Raw genomic sequence first — 15,039 nt, 5'->3', positions numbered from 1 at the left:
AAAGCGTGCAAGAAGTTTTGGTTTTGGGGGCGGGGTATGCTAGCCTAGCCTTTGTCAAGTCTTTGCCTAAAGAGGTCTTGCAAAGCCACTCTTTCACGCTTGTGTCGCAGAGCTACCAGCACAGCGTGCAGGTCTTGTTGCACGATGTCGTGGCGGGTTTGCCCGGTTGCCACGCCATGAGCCTGACAGAGATTTTACCCCCCGAGGTGCGCTTCGTGCAAGATGAGGTGTTGGAGATCAAAGAGGGGATGGTAGTGGGGCAAAAGCAAGAACACCCATACACAAAATTAGTCGTGGGGCTGGGCTTTGCACCTGAGAGCTTTGGCGTGGTGGGAGTTAAAGATCACACCCACGCTTTAAGCCACTACAAGCAGTGTCAAGAATTGCACCAAAAATTGCAAAGTGCCGTGCAACAGAGCCACAAGCCCCTAGAGATTGTGGTGTGTGGGGCAGGCTTTAGCGGAGTGGAGCTGGTGGGGGCTTTGGCAGATGCGTTTAGCGGGAGTGTCAATCTCACTTGTATAGAGGCGATGCCTAAAATTTTACCCATGTTTGTCCCCAAACTCGCCATAAAAGCGCAAGGATATTTAGAGCGTCTAGGGGTGCGCCTAAAGGTGGGGGCAAAAATCCTAGAGTGTTTGGAAAATGGAGTCATAGTCGAAACACAAGGACAAAAAGAACAAATAGAGGCGGATTTTATCTTTTGGACTTGTGGGGTTAAGGGCAGCCCGGTCATTGAAAACTCCCCTTTTTTTAAGAGTGCGCGTAGCCGTGTGGAGGTCAATAGCTTTTTAGAGCCCATAGGGCTAGAAAAATGGGGGGTGTTTGTGCTGGGCGACTGTGCGCTTTTTAAAGACTTGCAAAACCGCCCCATTGCCCCCACAGCACAATTAGCCACACAAATGGGGGCGTATTTGGGAGCGCAATTTAAAAATGTCCTTAGTGGCAAGCCCCCCACAAACCCCTTTGTTTACAAACCCAAAGGCACGATTTGCTCGCTAGGGACTCGCTATGCCATCGGGCAAGTGGGGGTTTTTTGCCTAACGGGTCGGCTGGCTTTGTGGCTTAAAAGCGCTATTGAGTGCAGACACAGAAGGGCTTTAAAACTCTAGGAATAGTTTAGGGCTAAAAAGTCTTGACAAGCCCACTAAAAAAATGCTAGAATGGCGTTTTTGTTCCAGATTAGCTCAGCGGTAGAGTAGGCGGCTGTTAACCGCTTGGTCGTAGGTTCGAATCCTACATCTGGAGCCACAAAATCCCCTTAGATTTACTTAAAAAATCCGTAGAATTTCTTAAAATCGGTGGAATTTTCCCATTTACTCAATATTTACCGCTTTAGCCGATCTTGTGGGTGCTTGTTTTTGAAGCAAGTGGAACACTCTTAGCTTGTGTGTCCACACTAACTTTGATAAGGAGTTTTTATGGTTTCTGGTTTCAAACGCACGATGAAGGGCTTGGCTCTTTCTAGTTTGATGGCCGCTAGTGCTGTGTCTGTAGCTCAAGCAGATGAAAAGAATGGCTTTTTCTTAGGTCTTGGCTACCAACAAGGTAAATACACAGAGAGCAGTGATATTTACAGAGATGGCTTAACCACTGGTGCCCCCCTTTATGGTTTGGGCATCCAAATGGGGGGCGTGGGCTTTGCCAATAAATGGTTTGGGGGTCAAGTCTATGGCTTCTTCGACTGGAACAACAGCGCGCAGTGGGGGTCTAGCAATAGGGATAAAGACAATCTCTACACCTATGGCGGTGCGGCGGACATGATCGTTAACCTCATCGCTACCAGCCCCTTTGCCTTTGGTCTTGTGGGCGGTATCCAGCTTGCCGGTAACACTTGGCAATTTGGCAACATGGCTTCCCACACCGGCTTCCAGTTCCTCTTTAATGCGGGCGGACGCATCCGTATAGGCACACACTCAGCCATCCAAGCGGGCATCAAATTCCCCATGATCCCCCAAAAACTTGCTCCAAATTTCGCCATCATGCGCCACTACTCATGGTACATCAACTATGTGTTCACTTTCTAGGTTTTAGCGCGCTTTAGCGCTTGCTCTGTGTGCGCACCAAGCGCACAAGCTCGATGGCGTTAGCGCGGGGCAAGTCGGGCAACATCCCATGCCCCAAATTAAAAATAAAACCCGCTTTTTTACCCATCAGCCCAAAAATGTGCTCAACGCCCTCCACCATTGCCTCTTGGCTATACAGCCTTGCCGGTTCTAAATTGCCTTGCAAGACATAGTGGCCTCCTAAAATTTCTTTAGCCAACTTTAAAGGCACACCCCAACCGCATCCAAAGACTTCAAAATCCCCCTTTAAATGCCCCAAATACGCCCCCACACCCTTAGGGAACACGATTAAAGGGATTTTAGGGTGCTTAAGCTTTAGGGCTTTGGTGATTTTGTCTATATAGCTCCAGCCAAATTCTAAATACGCCTCCAGCTCCAGTGCCCCCGCCCACGAGTCAAAAAGCATGAGGGCATTAGCCCCCGCTTGTGCTTGCATGTCTAAATAGCCAATGATTTCATCACTCAAGGCTTCTAACAGGGCGTGGACGGTGGCGGGCTCAGTGTAAAGGATTTTTTTAGAGCGGCTGTAGGTCTTGCTCCCTTGCCCCTCTAGCATATAGGTCGCCAAAGTCCAAGGCGCACCGCTAAAACCGATCAGCGCCTTAGACTTGTCTAACTTGGCGCGCACGCTAGACACAATCTCATACACAAAACCCAAATCTTTGTATGCTCCCCTCTTTAGGGCTTTCATGTCCTCTAGGTTTTGGATGGTTTGGGTAAATTTGGGGCCAAAACTGGGGAGAAACTCTAGGGGCAAGCCCATTTTATGGGGCAGGAGTAAAATATCGCTAAAGAGGATGGCGGCATCCACATCTAAAATTTCAATGGGCTGGAGCGTTACTTCTGTAGCAAGTTTGACATCGGCGCATAGGTCTAAAAAGTTTTTGGCCCTCTTACGCACCGCTTGGTATTCGCTCAAATACCGTCCCGCTTGGCGCATCATCCAAATGGGAGTGTAGGGGGTTTCTTGTCTAAAACATGCATCAATAAAGACCATCGCAATCCTTTAAGTGGGGGTTAAGGGCAATCTTGGCTTGCATGCAGGCTACAATCTTGCCATGCAAACGCGCATAAATGCCCGCTAACTCTAGCTTATTCTCATAAAGTGCCAAAACTTGGGACAGGTCTTGCTCTAGCCCTTTGGTGAAAAACTCTTGCAGGGCGTGGTAGTCCTCCATCTCAAGTCCCAAAGTGGCTAAGAGTTTGTGTGTGTAGGCATCCACGACAAACACAGGGCGTAAGCAGGCATAATTTAAAATGCTATCAGCACTCTCAAAACCCACACCTTTTTGTGCCAAAAGCCACGCCCGGCTCACCTCAGCTTTAAAGGTTTCAAAGCCATTGAAATCCTTGAGGATATTTTGGCTAAGGGCGTTTAAATGCCGTGCCTTTTGGTTATAAAACCCACTTGGGGCAATGAGCTTAGCTAAATTGTCTAAAGGGATTTGTGCGAGATTTTCCAGGCTCTTAGTGGGGTTTTGCTCTAAGATATGGGCGTTTTTAAGATTGTCTAGGCTCTCTTGCACCTTGCTAAATCTTGTGCGCTGTGTGAGTATTGCGCCCACAACGACCTCCACACTCCCGGCACCCGGCCACCACAAGGGCGGGGCGTGCTCTATGAGTTTTAACGATTTTAACGCCTTAAGGATGCAAAAGGCTAGGCTCATAAAAAGCGCGCCAACACCATGCCACTGAAGGCATCGCCCTTGTAAAACTCGATGCGGAAAATCCGCCCCTCTGTGTCTATAGAATAGCGTTTATCTAAGTTTTTATAGGTGATTTTAAAGCCGGCTTCGTCTTTTGCCCCCCGATGGGTGTAGCCGATCACATTCACCCGGTAGCCTTCTTTTGCCATAACCTTAAAGGACTTATGTACCTCTACAATTTGAGCCGGTGCGCTCTCCTGTAACTTGCCATCGATCTCCAGCTTAACGCTCTTTAGGCTATGATCAAAGGGCAAATACAGGGGGTGCAAGCGGGTCATCAATTTATTGCCGTATTTGAGCCACACTTGTTTTTGTTTAGGCAGCAAGCCCAAAATATAGCTTCTAGAAGTTAGGGAGATTTGCTCTAGGGGGGTGTTTTTAGGCATGGGGAAAAAGTTTAGATGTCCTCTCAGACCATAAATGGGCAGAATGGTGTTGTTATTTAACACCACGCTTAAACTCGGGTCGTTGATGAGCTTGTAAAGGCTCTCAGGGTTTAGACTGAAGTCCTTGCTGTATCGGATACCCAGCTCTTTTAACAATCCCTCAAGGGCGAGTAAGTGGTAATACACCCTTGCAGGTAGGGGCAGTTCTTTGCTCGCTTCGTTAGCAAAGGCGGGCTTTTTGTGCTTGATGGCAAAATAGGTCAGTGCTTTCTCCATTTCTACATTGCCTTGTGCTGTGTGGGTGTTACGGATATAGTAGCGGTGTATGGGCTTTAAGAGCGACTTATTGACATTGGCGATGATGCCCTGCGACACTTGTTTTAAATGCCCGAAGGGCACGCCGGGCAGTTCGTCTTGGTCTATGATGGACGAATTGCCCCAACGCCTTGGGTTTAAAAGAGGGCTTTCATAGTGGGGGCGGTAAAAGCCGCTCCCATCGTGTAGGTGTAAAATTGCGCCCACCTCTTTGGCGGTGATGATTTTCTTAATGGATTGGATTAGGGGGTATTCGGGGTCTTTGGGGCTCAAATAGGCAAATTTGCGGTTTAAATCCCCATATACCCCTCTATGGTTTCTCAGCATGGAGTAGCGGTTAAGCACAGGCACCACCCACACATTCCCCGACAACACCTTATAGTGCATTAAAAAAATGTCTGTGGTGTTGAACCCCCCCGGCTCATCGCCTTGAATCCCCCCCATTAAAAGCAAAGTGGGGGCGTTTTTAGAGCCTTCTTTTTTCACCAACTGCAAGGGCAAGGCGCTTAAAGACACACACAAGAGCAACAATACAATAGACTTCATCAACGATCCTGATTAAAATCCGCCATTATACCTAAAAAACTCCCTAAGTGTTAAGGAATAAAAAATGCTTGTGTTCTGTATCTTGCTACAAAGGATGGACATGTTAAAACAGGACATTTTACAGACTCTCCAAAAACACCTAGGGGCGATCGACACACAGTCTTTAGACATGCTAGACACCCAGCACAAGGCGCACAAGATTGAAAAGTTTAACCACGAGATCAAGGGCATCAACGAGAGCATCGGGGCACTGCAAACCTTGCAAATCGCCTGCCAAAAAATCCTAAAACTCGAGTCGTTGAGTGTGGATGGCGTGCAAGAGTTGGTGCAAAAGGCGCAGTTTATGGGCAAAGCCCTTTTCAACAGCACCCTTAGCATTAATCTAGGCGAGAGCGTGCTTGAGCTCAACGCTCCAAGCCCTTTAGACTTGTTATCCACAGGGGCAGATTTAAAAGCAATCTTGCAAGAGAGTCTTGCGCAGATCAAACAAGCGTTGAACACAATCCAAGAGAGTGTCAGCCAAAAACAAGTCTTCAAAAAACCCCCAACCCTCAACACCCCAAGCTTCAACAAAGATGCATTGCTGGATTTGATGAAGAGTTCGTAGGGGAATGTCTTTGGATTTTAGTCCGTGTGAAGCAACACGGCAATGAGTGCCCAAAAAATTGTGCTAACAGGTGAAGTGGCTGGGGTAATCCGCCCTAGAAGCCACTGCCCTGCCAAGGCACTGCTAAAATCCAAAAAGGGCGACCACCACCCACCACGACCTTGGCCTAAGGGTGGAGAGAATAGTGTTTTTGTGAAACACTAGGGATTTTCAGCACAACTTGTTTAACGCTGTTTTAAAAACCCAAACTCTTGCGCTTTGGGGCGATTTGGGTGGCGGGAGTGTCTAGGGTGGTTTTTGACTCGGTATATAAAGTTTGGTGGGGTCTTTGGACTTGCTAGGCAGGTTCAACTTACCCCTTAATGTTTCTGCCGTTTCATTCGTGAGCTTGCTCTTGTCCCATCGTCTTGCCCATATCAATTGCCTTTAGGGTGTCGTGGATGTCGCGCGTGGTGATTAAACATGGGAGGTCTTTAGACGCAACTTTATTGTCCAACTCAGACACGCCCATTACAGGTAAAAACCTACGCCCACCGCCCCCTCCATTGGACGCGTTTACAGCCTCACTAGGCGCATTTTGTCCACTAGGCAATATAAGGCATTAAAGTTAATCCATGTGGATTGTAGAGCATTTTGGGCGGTTGCGTGGCTGTTGTCTACATTTCACCCTAAAACTTTGCTGGCTGTGCCCGCCCCTACCGCTTCACATTTCCCTTTGGGGCAGTTGTTTGCCTGCTCTTGGGCAATTTGTTTAGCCATAGCCCCGATCTCTTGAGCTAAATCTTTGGTTTGCTCGATCGTTTCACCCTAAAACCCATTTAAACCGCCTTGTAGGCGAGGCGTTTGGCTTTTGCCCAGCAATAACTGGATTTGCTACTGCAGCATCCTAAGCGTGTCAAATTGCAAAAGGCTTACCAAGTAAATTTGCCCCTCACGCTCCATCTCCCTAATAAGTTGTTTCAAATAGAGCGCACCCCCAAACAACGCGCTTAAAATATCCTTGAAGTGGTCTTTGAAAAGCTGAGTCTTGGCCTACATGCCAAAGGTCGGCATCGCGGCCAGTGTGGGCTACTTTGGCATCGACCGGGCGATTGAAGTTGTGCAAAAGATTTTAAGCTTACGCAAGCAATGCCCTACATCTTAATCTTAGTGATTGTTCTAGGCTTAGGCCTTTTGGGGGCACTAGGCGGCATTGCCCACTTGCTCAAAGCCAATGGCGCGCTCAAAGAAAAGCTCGAGCTTAGCCAAATCCACTTGAACGAGCAGAACAAACACATCAAAGCCCTAGAATTAGACCACCAGAAGTATTTAGAGCACAAACCCCAAGAGGTGAAAATCATAAGAGAACGCTACAAAGACCCCAAGAGCCTTAAGGATTTAAAAACCTGCCACGAGCAACTCGCCCACATCCAGCACCTACTGCAGATTTTTAAAGAGGGCAAAAGGTAGGCTTTAAACCCCCTAAAACGCCTAAAATCCACACAACAAAAACTTGTCAATCCCGCTCCATAGGGCTATCGGGGTTTTTGGGTCTGTGGTGGTGTTGGAGGGACATAGGATAAAAGTGGCTGGGTTGCTCTAGGCTTAGGGGGAAGAGCTGTAATTGATAAACACCATTGTCTAGCTCTAGGCTTAGGATGTGTTGCCCCTGCTCTAGGCGGTAAGTGCCCTCCTTGAGGATTCTATCTAGGGCGTGTAAAACCTTCTCTTGCGTGGTGTTGCCTTCAAAGGGCTCTAATGCCGGCTTGCCCCAATAGTAAATGTTGTTCTCTACATCGCTAGCCCCCCGACCTGCCAACAAATCCACTAACCCCCTTTGGGTATTGTTGCTTATGTCGATCGCGCCTAAGTCTGCTCTATAGTAAGCCCCGCTCACTTGCCCGTGCTTTTTCTTGGCGATGAACTCTAGGGCTTTTAGGCCCTTGTCTCTGTATTCTGTGAAGTCGTGCCCAAAGTGCTTATACCCATTAAGCTCTTTAAAAAGCTGCTCTTTGGCTAAAGGCGTGGTGCTTAGAGGTTTAAAGGCATTCTTGCCAAGCTCTGCAAATGTCTCTTCTTGGGCTTTTGCCAGCTCTTCAGGGCTCAAACTCTTCAGGTAGTTTTCCCCCTTGCTGTGGTTTGCTTTTTAAGGGCGGGGGTGGTAGAGTCGCTCAAGTCCATAGCAGTATCTAAGGAATCACCCGTCTTTAACGGGCGTGAATCCGCCACATCGTGGTTACTGATGGACTCTTTAAACTCCTTTGCATTGGCTAGTTTCCCATTTTCCTTATACATCGTTTTTAGGGTTAGTTGGTTATTTTTTGTGCCTATCACCTCCACCACCGCCATATACCCGTTAATTTGCTTGCCAATTAAAAGATTCTTGCCCTTGGGCGTGTCCTCTACCTTCATCAAGTCGCATGATTGACAATGTCTGGGTAAGTCGCTATATCTGCACTCGTAATGGGCGGTTGTCCATTCTTGGCTAGTTTAGAATCCACCCCATGCCTTTCCTCAATATGCCTTAACGCGTCCCCGTCAAACAGCATTTTAACCGGCTTGTCTGTCTTAAAGCCTAGTTGCCCAATGATTTTAGGGTTAGTCAATTCCCCCACCCACACCTTCTCGTTTTTGCGCTTCTTCACTTCTTCTAAAAACTCGGGGGTGATTTCTTCTTTGGTAACTTTTCTTGGGGGTTGGTTAGGGTCGAATAAATCCCCGCTATCTGTGGGCGGTCTATCCCCTCCACTACCCCCTTTTCTCCACCTTCTCCCCCTTACCCCCACTAGCTGTATTGTTCTCATTAGGCGGTTTCTTATCCCCGTGATTGCTTTCCCCCATTGTGGGTGGGGTGTTTCCACCACTTTCCCCGCTAGAGTTGCCCCCTGTGTTGCTAGGCTCATCTTGCCCTTTAAGCGGGGGGGGTGGTATTGTTGTCTTTGGTATCGGCTAAAGGAGTCTTTTTAGCCCCCTCTTGGGTGCTAGGCAAGTCTGTATTACGCTTAGCGATACTCTCCATCTTCTCAAACGCCGTCAATACCCAATTTCCCGGCTTTTTCTCAAAGTCCTTTCTAATGCTCGCCTTGTAGGTTGCGTTCTCTAATTGGTAGCGGTTAGGGGTTTCTTTGACAATGGGTAAAGTTTGGATAAGCTCCTCTAGTTTGTCCAAAACTTCGGGGTGGTATTTGGCAATCTTGCTTAAACCCCAACCATCACTTTTACCTGTGCCTGCTTCTCCCCATGCTAGAGTGATATACTCCAAATCTTCCCGATAAAACGCCCCCGCCACTTGTCCGCGTTTCTCTTGTAAGAGCTTTTTCACCGCCTCTGCCCCCTTGAGCGCAAATTCGGCAAAGTTCTCGCCAAATATGGGGTTAGGTTCGATGTCTGTAGGGGTTTTACCCTTAGGGCTCTTAGGGCTTTTTAACGCGCCATAGATCACCTTGCCCTCTTTAAGCGCATCCTCTAGCTTGGGGTATTCTGCTAAGCTGTATTGCTTGAAGTGCCAAAATGGGCTTTTGGCAATTTCTGTAACTTCTGCCACACTGATCAAGCCCTTGCCCGTCTTAGGGTCTTTAAACTCTTTGGCAAAGAAGGGCTAAAAATCTCATGGTGTTCCATTTAATGGGCAGCCATTTGCTCTATAGCGAGCGTTTCCCCAAATCTTATGCCAAATTCACCCCCAAAGACATTGACGATAAAAATCTCAAAGTCAAAAACGATAAAGATAAGCAAATCGTGGCGGATTATGTCAATTCTATTCATTACACCGACCATGTGCTAGGTGAGATTTTTAAACTCTTTCAGGGCAAGGACACCATTATTTTTTATCTCTCCGATCACGCCCAAGACATTTTCCAAAGTGGCAACACCTACGGGCATAAATGCTCTGCCTATGGCGTAGAAATCCCTTTTATGGTTTTCGTTACCGACACTTTTAAACAAAGACACCCCGATAAAGTGAAACTCATAGAGCAAGCCCTGCATAAACCCCTTATGAGCGATGATTTAATCCATTCTCTCTTGCCCCTTGTAGGCATACACACAAAGGACAATCAAGAGAGCAAGGATTTATTTAGCCCACAATTTGACACCCACAGAAAACGCATTTTTTGCGGGCATTTGGAGTGTAAGAAGCCTCAAGCTGTTTAATCTTTTGCACTAAAATAGTTTCCTATGGTGCAAGAGATAAAAGAGAAGATCGCAAGGGGGCTTGAAGGGTTAGCGATGGTCCTCATGGGCGTGGCGTGTGTGAGTGCGCTCGTTTGGGCGGGTGTGGTGCTTTTTAAGCCCATCAAGATCGACACTATTTTGCATGTGAGCTACACCTTGCCCCCCTTCATTTTGGCGCAATGTTGTCTGCACTTTGCAAGGGTCTTAAACCCCCCCAAAAAACCCTAGTTTATGCTATCCTCGTGGCATGAACTATATAGGATCAAAATACAAGCTTTCTAGTTTTTTGTTTGGCAGCATCCAAGAAGTGTTGTGGGGCGGCGGGGTCCATTTAGCCGATTGCATCTTTGCCGACCTTTTCTCAGGCACGGCAGCGGTGGGGCGGTTGTTTAAAAACCATGCCAAACAGGTGTTGAGCAACGATAAAGAGTTTTATAGTTTCGTACTTGCCAAACACTACATTGAAAACACCAAACCCCTCAAGCGGGCACAAACTCTCATCGATGCGCTCAATAACTTGCCCCCACTAGCGGGCAAAATCTACCAACACTACGCTTTAGGCGGTGGGGAAGGGCGCTTATACTTTAGCGACAGCAATGCTCTAAAAATCGATGCCATGCGCACCCAAATTGACAAGTGGCACACACAGGGGGAGACAAGTTTAGCCGAGCATTATTTCTTGCTCACTTCTTTGCTCGAGGCGGCGGATAAAGTCGCCAACACCGCCTGTGTCTATGGGGCATTTTTAAAAAAACTCAAAAAGAGCGCACAACAGGAGTTGTTGTTAACCCCAGCTCCCCTAGAATTGAGTCCAAACCCCCACCACGCCTACCACACAGACGCTAAGGAGTTAATCCCCCGGCTAAAAACCGACATTTTATACCTAGACCCCCCCTACAACCAACGCGAATACGGGGCAAATTACCATATCTTAAACAGCATTGCCCTTTATGACGACTTCACCCCCAAGGGTAAAACAGGCTTAAGGGCGTATGAAAAGTCGGCTTGGTGTAAAAAGAACTTGGTTTACCAAAGTTTAGAGCATATCCTCAAACACACCAGCGCCCGCTTTGTGTTCTTAAGCTACAATGATGAGGGCTTGTTGGGTTTAGAGGAGATCAAGACTCTTTTTAGCCAATATGGCAATTACAGCCTTAAAAGCCAAGCTTACAGCCGTTTTGCTAGCACCCCCAATACCAAAGAACACACCACTGAATACCTGCATGTGTTGCTTAGGGGCTAAAATGCGCTTGGATCAATTCTTAGTGCAACGAGGGGTCGCTGCAAGCAGGGAGCATGCCAAGAGCTTGATTTTAAAGGGGCAAATTGGGCTAGGGCTAAAGCCGAGTTTGCAGGTTACAGACAAGTTAGTCAAAGAGTTGCAAGACCTAGAGCCACAGCCCAAGCGCTTTGTGGGGCGGGCAGGCGAGAAGTTATGGGGCTTTTTAGAGCAACACCCCCTAGATTGTCAAAATAAAATCGTTTTAGATGTCGGCTCAAGCACAGGGGGGTTTGCCCAGGTGCTGTTAGAAAAGGGGGCGGCTCGGGTGGTGTGCGTGGATGTGGGGCGGGGGCAATTAGCCAAAGAGCTTAGAGAAAACCCTAGAATAGAGCTACACGAATCTTGCGACATTCGGGCGTTTCAACCTAGCCAAGTTTACGATTCGTTGGTGTGCGATGTGAGCTTTATCTCTTTGCGCCTGCTCTTACCCACCCTTGCCCCCTTAAGTCCTAATCTTCTCCTGCTCTTTAAACCGCAATTTGAAGTGGGTTTGGGGGTCAAGCGCAGCAAAAAGGGCGTGGTGCTGGACCAAGAAGCCATCAATAAGAACCTACAAGAGTTTTTAATTTTGGCACAAAATTTGGGCTTAAAAGTGCTCTGCGTTGATCGGTCCGCCCTCAAGGGCAAGGAGGGCAACAGCGAGTTTTTTGTGCTCTTAGAGCGTGGCTAGGTTGTCTATGAGCTGTTGGGGGGTTAGGGCGTAGGTGTGGGGCTTTAGGCTGCCTGCCATTGCGTGGGCTAGACTTGCGTTCAGGGCAGCATCTAGGGGGCTATAACCTTGTGCCAACAGGGCGGCCACCATACCGCTTAAAATGTCCCCACTGCCTGCCTTAGCAAGGGCACTGGAGCCTAGGGGATTGACATAAATTTGTCCGCTGTAGGCGATGATGGGGTTCGCGCCCTTTAAAAGCAAAACTGTGTGCGGGTAGGCTTGGCTAAAGGCGTGCGCCCATTTAAGTTTAAAGCGCAATAACTCGAGCATATCCACCTCATGGCCTAGCATCTTCAGCAGGCTTAAAAACTCTTTAGGATGTGGGGTCAGTACCATTTGGTAAGGCTTGTCTAACACCTCCACAAGCCCCCTTTCATAAAACACCCCGGCATCAAGCACACAGGGGGCAAGTGCGAGCATTTTCTCTAAGTTTTCAGGCAAACCCTCTAGCCCCATGCCTAGCGCAAACGCGGTTATTTGTTGGGGGATGGTGGCAGCGTACATGATCTCTAGGGGCTTTGTGTGTTGCAACTCAGGTGCGCCTAGCACGCTCACAAGCCCTGCGCCAAAGGCTAGCGCGCTTTTTGCGCTCAAAAACCCTGCCCCACTGTGCGCACCCACCACCACGCCCACATGCCCAAAGTAGCCCTTATGTGTGTTTTGTTTGAAACGCAGGGGTAAGACTAAATCGCTTTTTTCCAACAAGAAAAGAGGAGTCTCGGCTTCATACAAGCCCCTCCCCACGCCTAAATTAGCCACCACGACCTCCCCCACGAAGTCCTTAGCACAATCGCTAAACAGCCCACTTTTTAATGCCCCCATAGACACGCACACATCCGCCCTAAAGGCGATGCTTTCTATAAAGCCTTGAGAATCTAGCCCGCTTGGTACATCACAGGCGATTTTTAAGGCAGGTAGGGCATTTAGGGCGTGTATGAGATCTTGCAATTCTAGACTTAGCGTCCCCTTTAGCCCCGAGCCAAATAAACAATCTATGACAATCTCAGGGGTTTGGCACAGCTTGAAACGCGGCAAGACCTCTATATGGCACGCTAAAGCCCGTTGGTATTGGATTTGGCACAGCGCGCTTTTAGGCTCTTTAACGCTTAAAATTTGCACTTCAAGGTCGCTTAAATGCCGAGCTAAAGCGTAGCCATCTCCCCCATTGTCCCCACCCCCGCACACGATCAGGACCTTTTTTAAGCCCCCTGCCCTCTGCACGATTTCATGGCGCAAACTTGCCGCCGCGTTTTCCATCAGCAAACTAGGCTCAAGCCCATAGAGCGCACACGCCCGGTTGTCTAATTCTTGGGTGCTTTCATATAAGTTTTGCATGTCCTTGCCTTTCTATAAAATCCACGACACGCTCAATTTCATCCTCGCTCACAAACGCCCCGTGCACCCTGATGGGCGCACTGCTGCCCGGCGCAATTAAAAGCATGTCCCCCCTGCCTAAGAGGTTTTGCGCCCCTTCAGTGTCTAAAACAACCCTCGCATCCACCTTAGAGCCGACCTTAAAGCTCATCTTGCAGGGCAAATTCGCCTTAATCAGTCCCGTTAAAATGTCCACGCTTGGGCGTTGGGTGGCGATGACAAGGTGCAACCCGCTTGCCCGCCCCATTTGCGCGAGCCTGATGATCGGGGTCTCTATGTCCTTGCCCCCGGCGAGCATCAAATCCGCTAGTTCGTCTACCAACACCACGATAAAGGGCAGTGGGTGGGGGGATTTTTGGTTGTAGCTGTCTATGTTCTTTGCCCTTTTGGTACTTAAGAGGTCGTAGCGTTGCTCCATTTCGTGCACCAAATCCTCTAGGGCACTTTGCGCCTCGCTCGGGTCTGTGATGATGGGGGTTTTTAAATGGGGTAGGTGGGCGTATAGGCTAAATTCCACCCTTTTGGGGTCTATCATCACAAATTGCAAATCTTGGGGGCTGTGCTTGTAAAGCAGGGACAAAATCAAGGCGTGCATCGCCACACTCTTGCCGCTACCCGTGCTCCCGGCTATAAGCAAATGGGGCATGGCTTTTAAATCTAGGATAAAGGGCTCGCCCGTGGTACTTTTGCCTAGGGCGAGGCTTAAACCTGTGCTTTGCAAAAAGGTTTGGCTCTCTAGAATTTCTCTTAGGCTAATGGGGGCTAGGCTGTCATTGGCGATTTCAATCCCCATCACATCCTTGCCCTTGATGGGGGCTTGTATGCGGATGGACTGCGCGCAAAGAGCCATCGCCAAGTCATCAGCTAAACCCAACACCTTGCTCACCTTGACATGCCCGGCAGGGCGAAACTCAAAGGTCGTGACCATCGGCCCTACGCAGGTGTTGACAACCTTGCCCTCAATCTTAAACATTTTGAGTTTGTTTAAGAGGTTGTGGACCTTCTCTTGCAAATTATCTGGTTGAGGGGTTTGGGGCTTTGGGGGGTTTAAGAGTTCTAGGCTAGGCAAGGTATTTTGTTTGGGCTTTTGCAAGGCGTGGCGTTGCTCTAGTAAATCCTTATGGGCAGACAGGTCTAAATGCAAACTTGGGGTGTTGGACTCTTTGGTGTGGAGGTCTTGTGGAGGTGGGGATTCTTGCGCTTCTTGGGGCTTTTCTTTGGGCACGAGGCGCACCTCTTGCTCTTGTGGCTCTTGGGGTTTTACCTCTTTTAACTTTGGCTCTTTGGGCACGAGGCGCACACCATAATCTTGCACTTCTTGGGCTTCCTGATAGTGGCTCACCTTGATCTTAAAACTTTTGGGGCGTTCTCTCTCAAAGTTTTTAGGGTCAAAGGGGGTGTTTTTGGTTTTAGGCGTGGAGGGCATTTTATGCGCTCTTGGGATAAAATGCGCCCTTTTTTGGGGAGCTTTTAGCCCTTGCAAGAGTCGCAATAAAGCCTCGCCACCCTCTTTGCCCTTCTCAAGGCCCAGGCGTACTAAGTTGGACAACTTGTCTTTCACCCTCGCAAAGGTTTTAGGAAACAACACCCCAAAAGCATAGAGAAGTGCCCCCACAACCACAAGCCACGCCCCGAGCGCGCCGATGGGCTTGGCGATTAAACTGAGTAAAATCGCGCCCACAAGCCCTTGTTTAAAGAGCAATGCCTGCCCCACAAGCAAGCCCAAAAACCCGATTAAACTCGCCAAAATAGCTTCTAGCCCCTTTAAACTTTTTAAACACCCCCACCGCCACACAAAGAACAAATAAATTGGATCAAGGTAGGCGATTGCCCCAAAATAATTGGTGTGCCACGAGGCAATCCCCACGCCTAAAACCCCCAAACTTCCGCTTT

16 protein-coding genes, 1 tRNA gene and 1 pseudogene are annotated in these 15,039 nt (G+C 48.6%); 9 read left to right on the top strand and 9 right to left on the bottom strand.

What is annotated here, in order from left to right; all coding sequences use genetic code 11:
* Positions 1-5: 5 nt before the first annotated feature.
* The 3 genes from K6J72_RS06445 to K6J72_RS06435 all read left to right on the top strand — a co-directional run bounded on the left by K6J72_RS06445 (position 6) and on the right by K6J72_RS06435 (position 2,027).
* Entirely contained in the window at positions 6-1,112 is a 1,107-nt protein-coding gene (locus K6J72_RS06445; protein ID WP_221279276.1) for an NAD(P)/FAD-dependent oxidoreductase, read from the top strand.
* A gap of 64 nt (positions 1,113-1,176) precedes the next feature.
* Positions 1,177-1,251: transfer RNA gene (locus K6J72_RS06440), tRNA-Asn, on the top strand.
* Between the two features lie 170 nt (positions 1,252-1,421).
* Complete coding sequence (locus K6J72_RS06435) at positions 1,422-2,027, top strand: outer membrane protein (RefSeq protein WP_221279275.1); 606 nt, start codon at positions 1,422-1,424, stop codon at positions 2,025-2,027.
* Positions 2,028-2,040: 13 nt separating this feature from the next.
* Here the strand turns inward: K6J72_RS06435 and hemE are convergent, their stop codons facing one another.
* The 3 genes from hemE to K6J72_RS06420 are packed head-to-tail and all read right to left on the bottom strand — an operon-like array spanning position 2,041 to position 5,019.
* Positions 2,041-3,063, bottom strand: coding sequence for a uroporphyrinogen decarboxylase (gene hemE / locus K6J72_RS06430; protein WP_221279274.1), 1,023 nt, complete (start codon positions 3,061-3,063; stop codon positions 2,041-2,043).
* On the bottom strand, positions 3,050-3,733 hold the full coding sequence (locus tag K6J72_RS06425; protein ID WP_221279273.1) for a 3-methyladenine DNA glycosylase: 684 nt from the start codon (positions 3,731-3,733) through the stop codon (positions 3,050-3,052). Before K6J72_RS06425 ends, hemE begins: the two co-directional genes overlap by 14 nt.
* Complete coding sequence (locus K6J72_RS06420; RefSeq protein ID WP_221279272.1) at positions 3,730-5,019, bottom strand: M99 family carboxypeptidase catalytic domain-containing protein; 1,290 nt, start codon at positions 5,017-5,019, stop codon at positions 3,730-3,732. Before K6J72_RS06420 ends, K6J72_RS06425 begins: the two co-directional genes overlap by 4 nt.
* Before the next feature lie 100 nt (positions 5,020-5,119).
* Between K6J72_RS06420 and K6J72_RS06415 the strand changes: the two genes are divergently transcribed.
* On the top strand, positions 5,120-5,626 hold the full coding sequence (locus K6J72_RS06415; RefSeq protein WP_221279271.1) for a flagellar FLiS export co-chaperone: 507 nt from the start codon (positions 5,120-5,122) through the stop codon (positions 5,624-5,626).
* 376 nt (positions 5,627-6,002) lie between these two features.
* Here K6J72_RS06415 and K6J72_RS06410 read toward each other — a convergent pair whose 3' ends face one another.
* On the bottom strand, positions 6,003-6,218 hold the full coding sequence (locus K6J72_RS06410; protein WP_221279270.1) for a hypothetical protein: 216 nt from the start codon (positions 6,216-6,218) through the stop codon (positions 6,003-6,005).
* Between the two features lie 536 nt (positions 6,219-6,754).
* Here K6J72_RS06410 and K6J72_RS06405 point away from each other — a divergent pair.
* A complete protein-coding gene (locus tag K6J72_RS06405) occupies positions 6,755-7,075 on the top strand; it encodes a hypothetical protein (protein ID WP_221279269.1) in 321 nt (106 codons plus the stop codon).
* A 46-nt stretch (positions 7,076-7,121) separates the two neighbouring features.
* Here the strand turns inward: K6J72_RS06405 and K6J72_RS06400 are convergent, their stop codons facing one another.
* The 3 genes and pseudogenes from K6J72_RS06400 to K6J72_RS06385 all read right to left on the bottom strand — a co-directional run bounded on the left by K6J72_RS06400 (position 7,122) and on the right by K6J72_RS06385 (position 9,149).
* Positions 7,122-7,712, bottom strand: coding sequence for a hypothetical protein (locus K6J72_RS06400; protein ID WP_221279268.1), 591 nt, complete (start codon positions 7,710-7,712; stop codon positions 7,122-7,124).
* A 5-nt stretch (positions 7,713-7,717) separates the two neighbouring features.
* Positions 7,718-8,409, bottom strand: a pseudogene (locus K6J72_RS08465) (PBECR3 domain-containing polyvalent protein).
* Between the two features lie 107 nt (positions 8,410-8,516).
* Complete coding sequence (locus K6J72_RS06385; protein ID WP_260320706.1) at positions 8,517-9,149, bottom strand: putative barnase/colicin E5 family endoribonuclease; 633 nt, start codon at positions 9,147-9,149, stop codon at positions 8,517-8,519.
* Between the two features lie 65 nt (positions 9,150-9,214).
* On the opposite strand from K6J72_RS06385, the gene K6J72_RS06380 reads away from it, so the two are divergent.
* Genes K6J72_RS06380 through K6J72_RS06365 form a run of 4 tightly spaced genes read left to right on the top strand, consistent with a single transcriptional unit; the run spans position 9,215 to position 11,730 of the window.
* Positions 9,215-9,757, top strand: coding sequence for a sulfatase-like hydrolase/transferase (locus K6J72_RS06380; protein WP_221279264.1), 543 nt, complete (start codon positions 9,215-9,217; stop codon positions 9,755-9,757).
* 24 nt (positions 9,758-9,781) lie between these two features.
* Positions 9,782-10,006 carry a hypothetical protein gene (locus tag K6J72_RS06375; protein ID WP_221279263.1) on the top strand — a complete coding sequence of 75 codons (225 nt, stop codon included), beginning with the start codon at positions 9,782-9,784 and terminating at the stop codon, positions 10,004-10,006.
* A gap of 19 nt (positions 10,007-10,025) precedes the next feature.
* Positions 10,026-11,021 (top strand): DNA adenine methylase, encoded by a 996-nt coding sequence (locus K6J72_RS06370; protein WP_221279262.1) that lies wholly within the window; start codon positions 10,026-10,028, stop codon positions 11,019-11,021.
* Between the two features lies 1 nt (position 11,022).
* On the top strand, positions 11,023-11,730 hold the full coding sequence (locus tag K6J72_RS06365; protein ID WP_221279261.1) for a TlyA family RNA methyltransferase: 708 nt from the start codon (positions 11,023-11,025) through the stop codon (positions 11,728-11,730).
* On the opposite strand, the gene K6J72_RS06360 is transcribed toward K6J72_RS06365, so the two are convergent.
* Both K6J72_RS06360 and K6J72_RS06355 read right to left on the bottom strand, forming a co-directional pair.
* Entirely contained in the window at positions 11,716-13,107 is a 1,392-nt protein-coding gene (locus K6J72_RS06360; protein WP_221279260.1) for an NAD(P)H-hydrate dehydratase, read from the bottom strand. The two genes, K6J72_RS06365 and K6J72_RS06360, sit on opposite strands and share 15 nt — an antisense overlap.
* Positions 13,091-15,028 carry a DNA translocase FtsK gene (locus K6J72_RS06355; RefSeq protein WP_260320553.1) on the bottom strand — a complete coding sequence of 646 codons (1,938 nt, stop codon included), beginning with the start codon at positions 15,026-15,028 and terminating at the stop codon, positions 13,091-13,093. The genes K6J72_RS06360 and K6J72_RS06355 overlap by 17 nt, the downstream gene beginning before the upstream one ends.
* Positions 15,029-15,039: the final 11 nt, after the last annotated feature.

This window comes from Helicobacter sp. NHP19-003, assembly GCF_019703305.1.
Lineage (GTDB): Bacteria > Campylobacterota > Campylobacteria > Campylobacterales > Helicobacteraceae > Helicobacter > Helicobacter gastrocanis.
This window is presented reverse-complemented; position numbering and strand designations above follow the sequence as displayed.

Bases quoted from the DNA above. Each gene is read 5' to 3' on its own strand.
- K6J72_RS06435 (WP_221279275.1), top strand. From the start codon at position 1,422: ATGGTTTCTGGTTTCAAACGCACGATGAAGGGCTTGGCTCTTTCTAGT.
- hemE (WP_221279274.1), bottom strand. From the start codon at position 3,063: ATGGTCTTTATTGATGCATGTTTTAGACAAGAAACCCCCTACACTCCC.
- K6J72_RS06425 (WP_221279273.1), bottom strand. From the start codon at position 3,733: ATGAGCCTAGCCTTTTGCATCCTTAAGGCGTTAAAATCGTTAAAACTC.
- K6J72_RS06420 (WP_221279272.1), bottom strand. From the start codon at position 5,019: ATGAAGTCTATTGTATTGTTGCTCTTGTGTGTGTCTTTAAGCGCCTTG.
- K6J72_RS06415 (WP_221279271.1), top strand. From the start codon at position 5,120: ATGTTAAAACAGGACATTTTACAGACTCTCCAAAAACACCTAGGGGCG.
- K6J72_RS06405 (WP_221279269.1), top strand. From the start codon at position 6,755: ATGCCCTACATCTTAATCTTAGTGATTGTTCTAGGCTTAGGCCTTTTG.
- K6J72_RS06380 (WP_221279264.1), top strand. From the start codon at position 9,215: ATGGTGTTCCATTTAATGGGCAGCCATTTGCTCTATAGCGAGCGTTTC.
- K6J72_RS06375 (WP_221279263.1), top strand. From the start codon at position 9,782: ATGGTGCAAGAGATAAAAGAGAAGATCGCAAGGGGGCTTGAAGGGTTA.
- K6J72_RS06370 (WP_221279262.1), top strand. From the start codon at position 10,026: ATGAACTATATAGGATCAAAATACAAGCTTTCTAGTTTTTTGTTTGGC.
- K6J72_RS06365 (WP_221279261.1), top strand. From the start codon at position 11,023: ATGCGCTTGGATCAATTCTTAGTGCAACGAGGGGTCGCTGCAAGCAGG.
- K6J72_RS06360 (WP_221279260.1), bottom strand. From the start codon at position 13,107: ATGCAAAACTTATATGAAAGCACCCAAGAATTAGACAACCGGGCGTGT.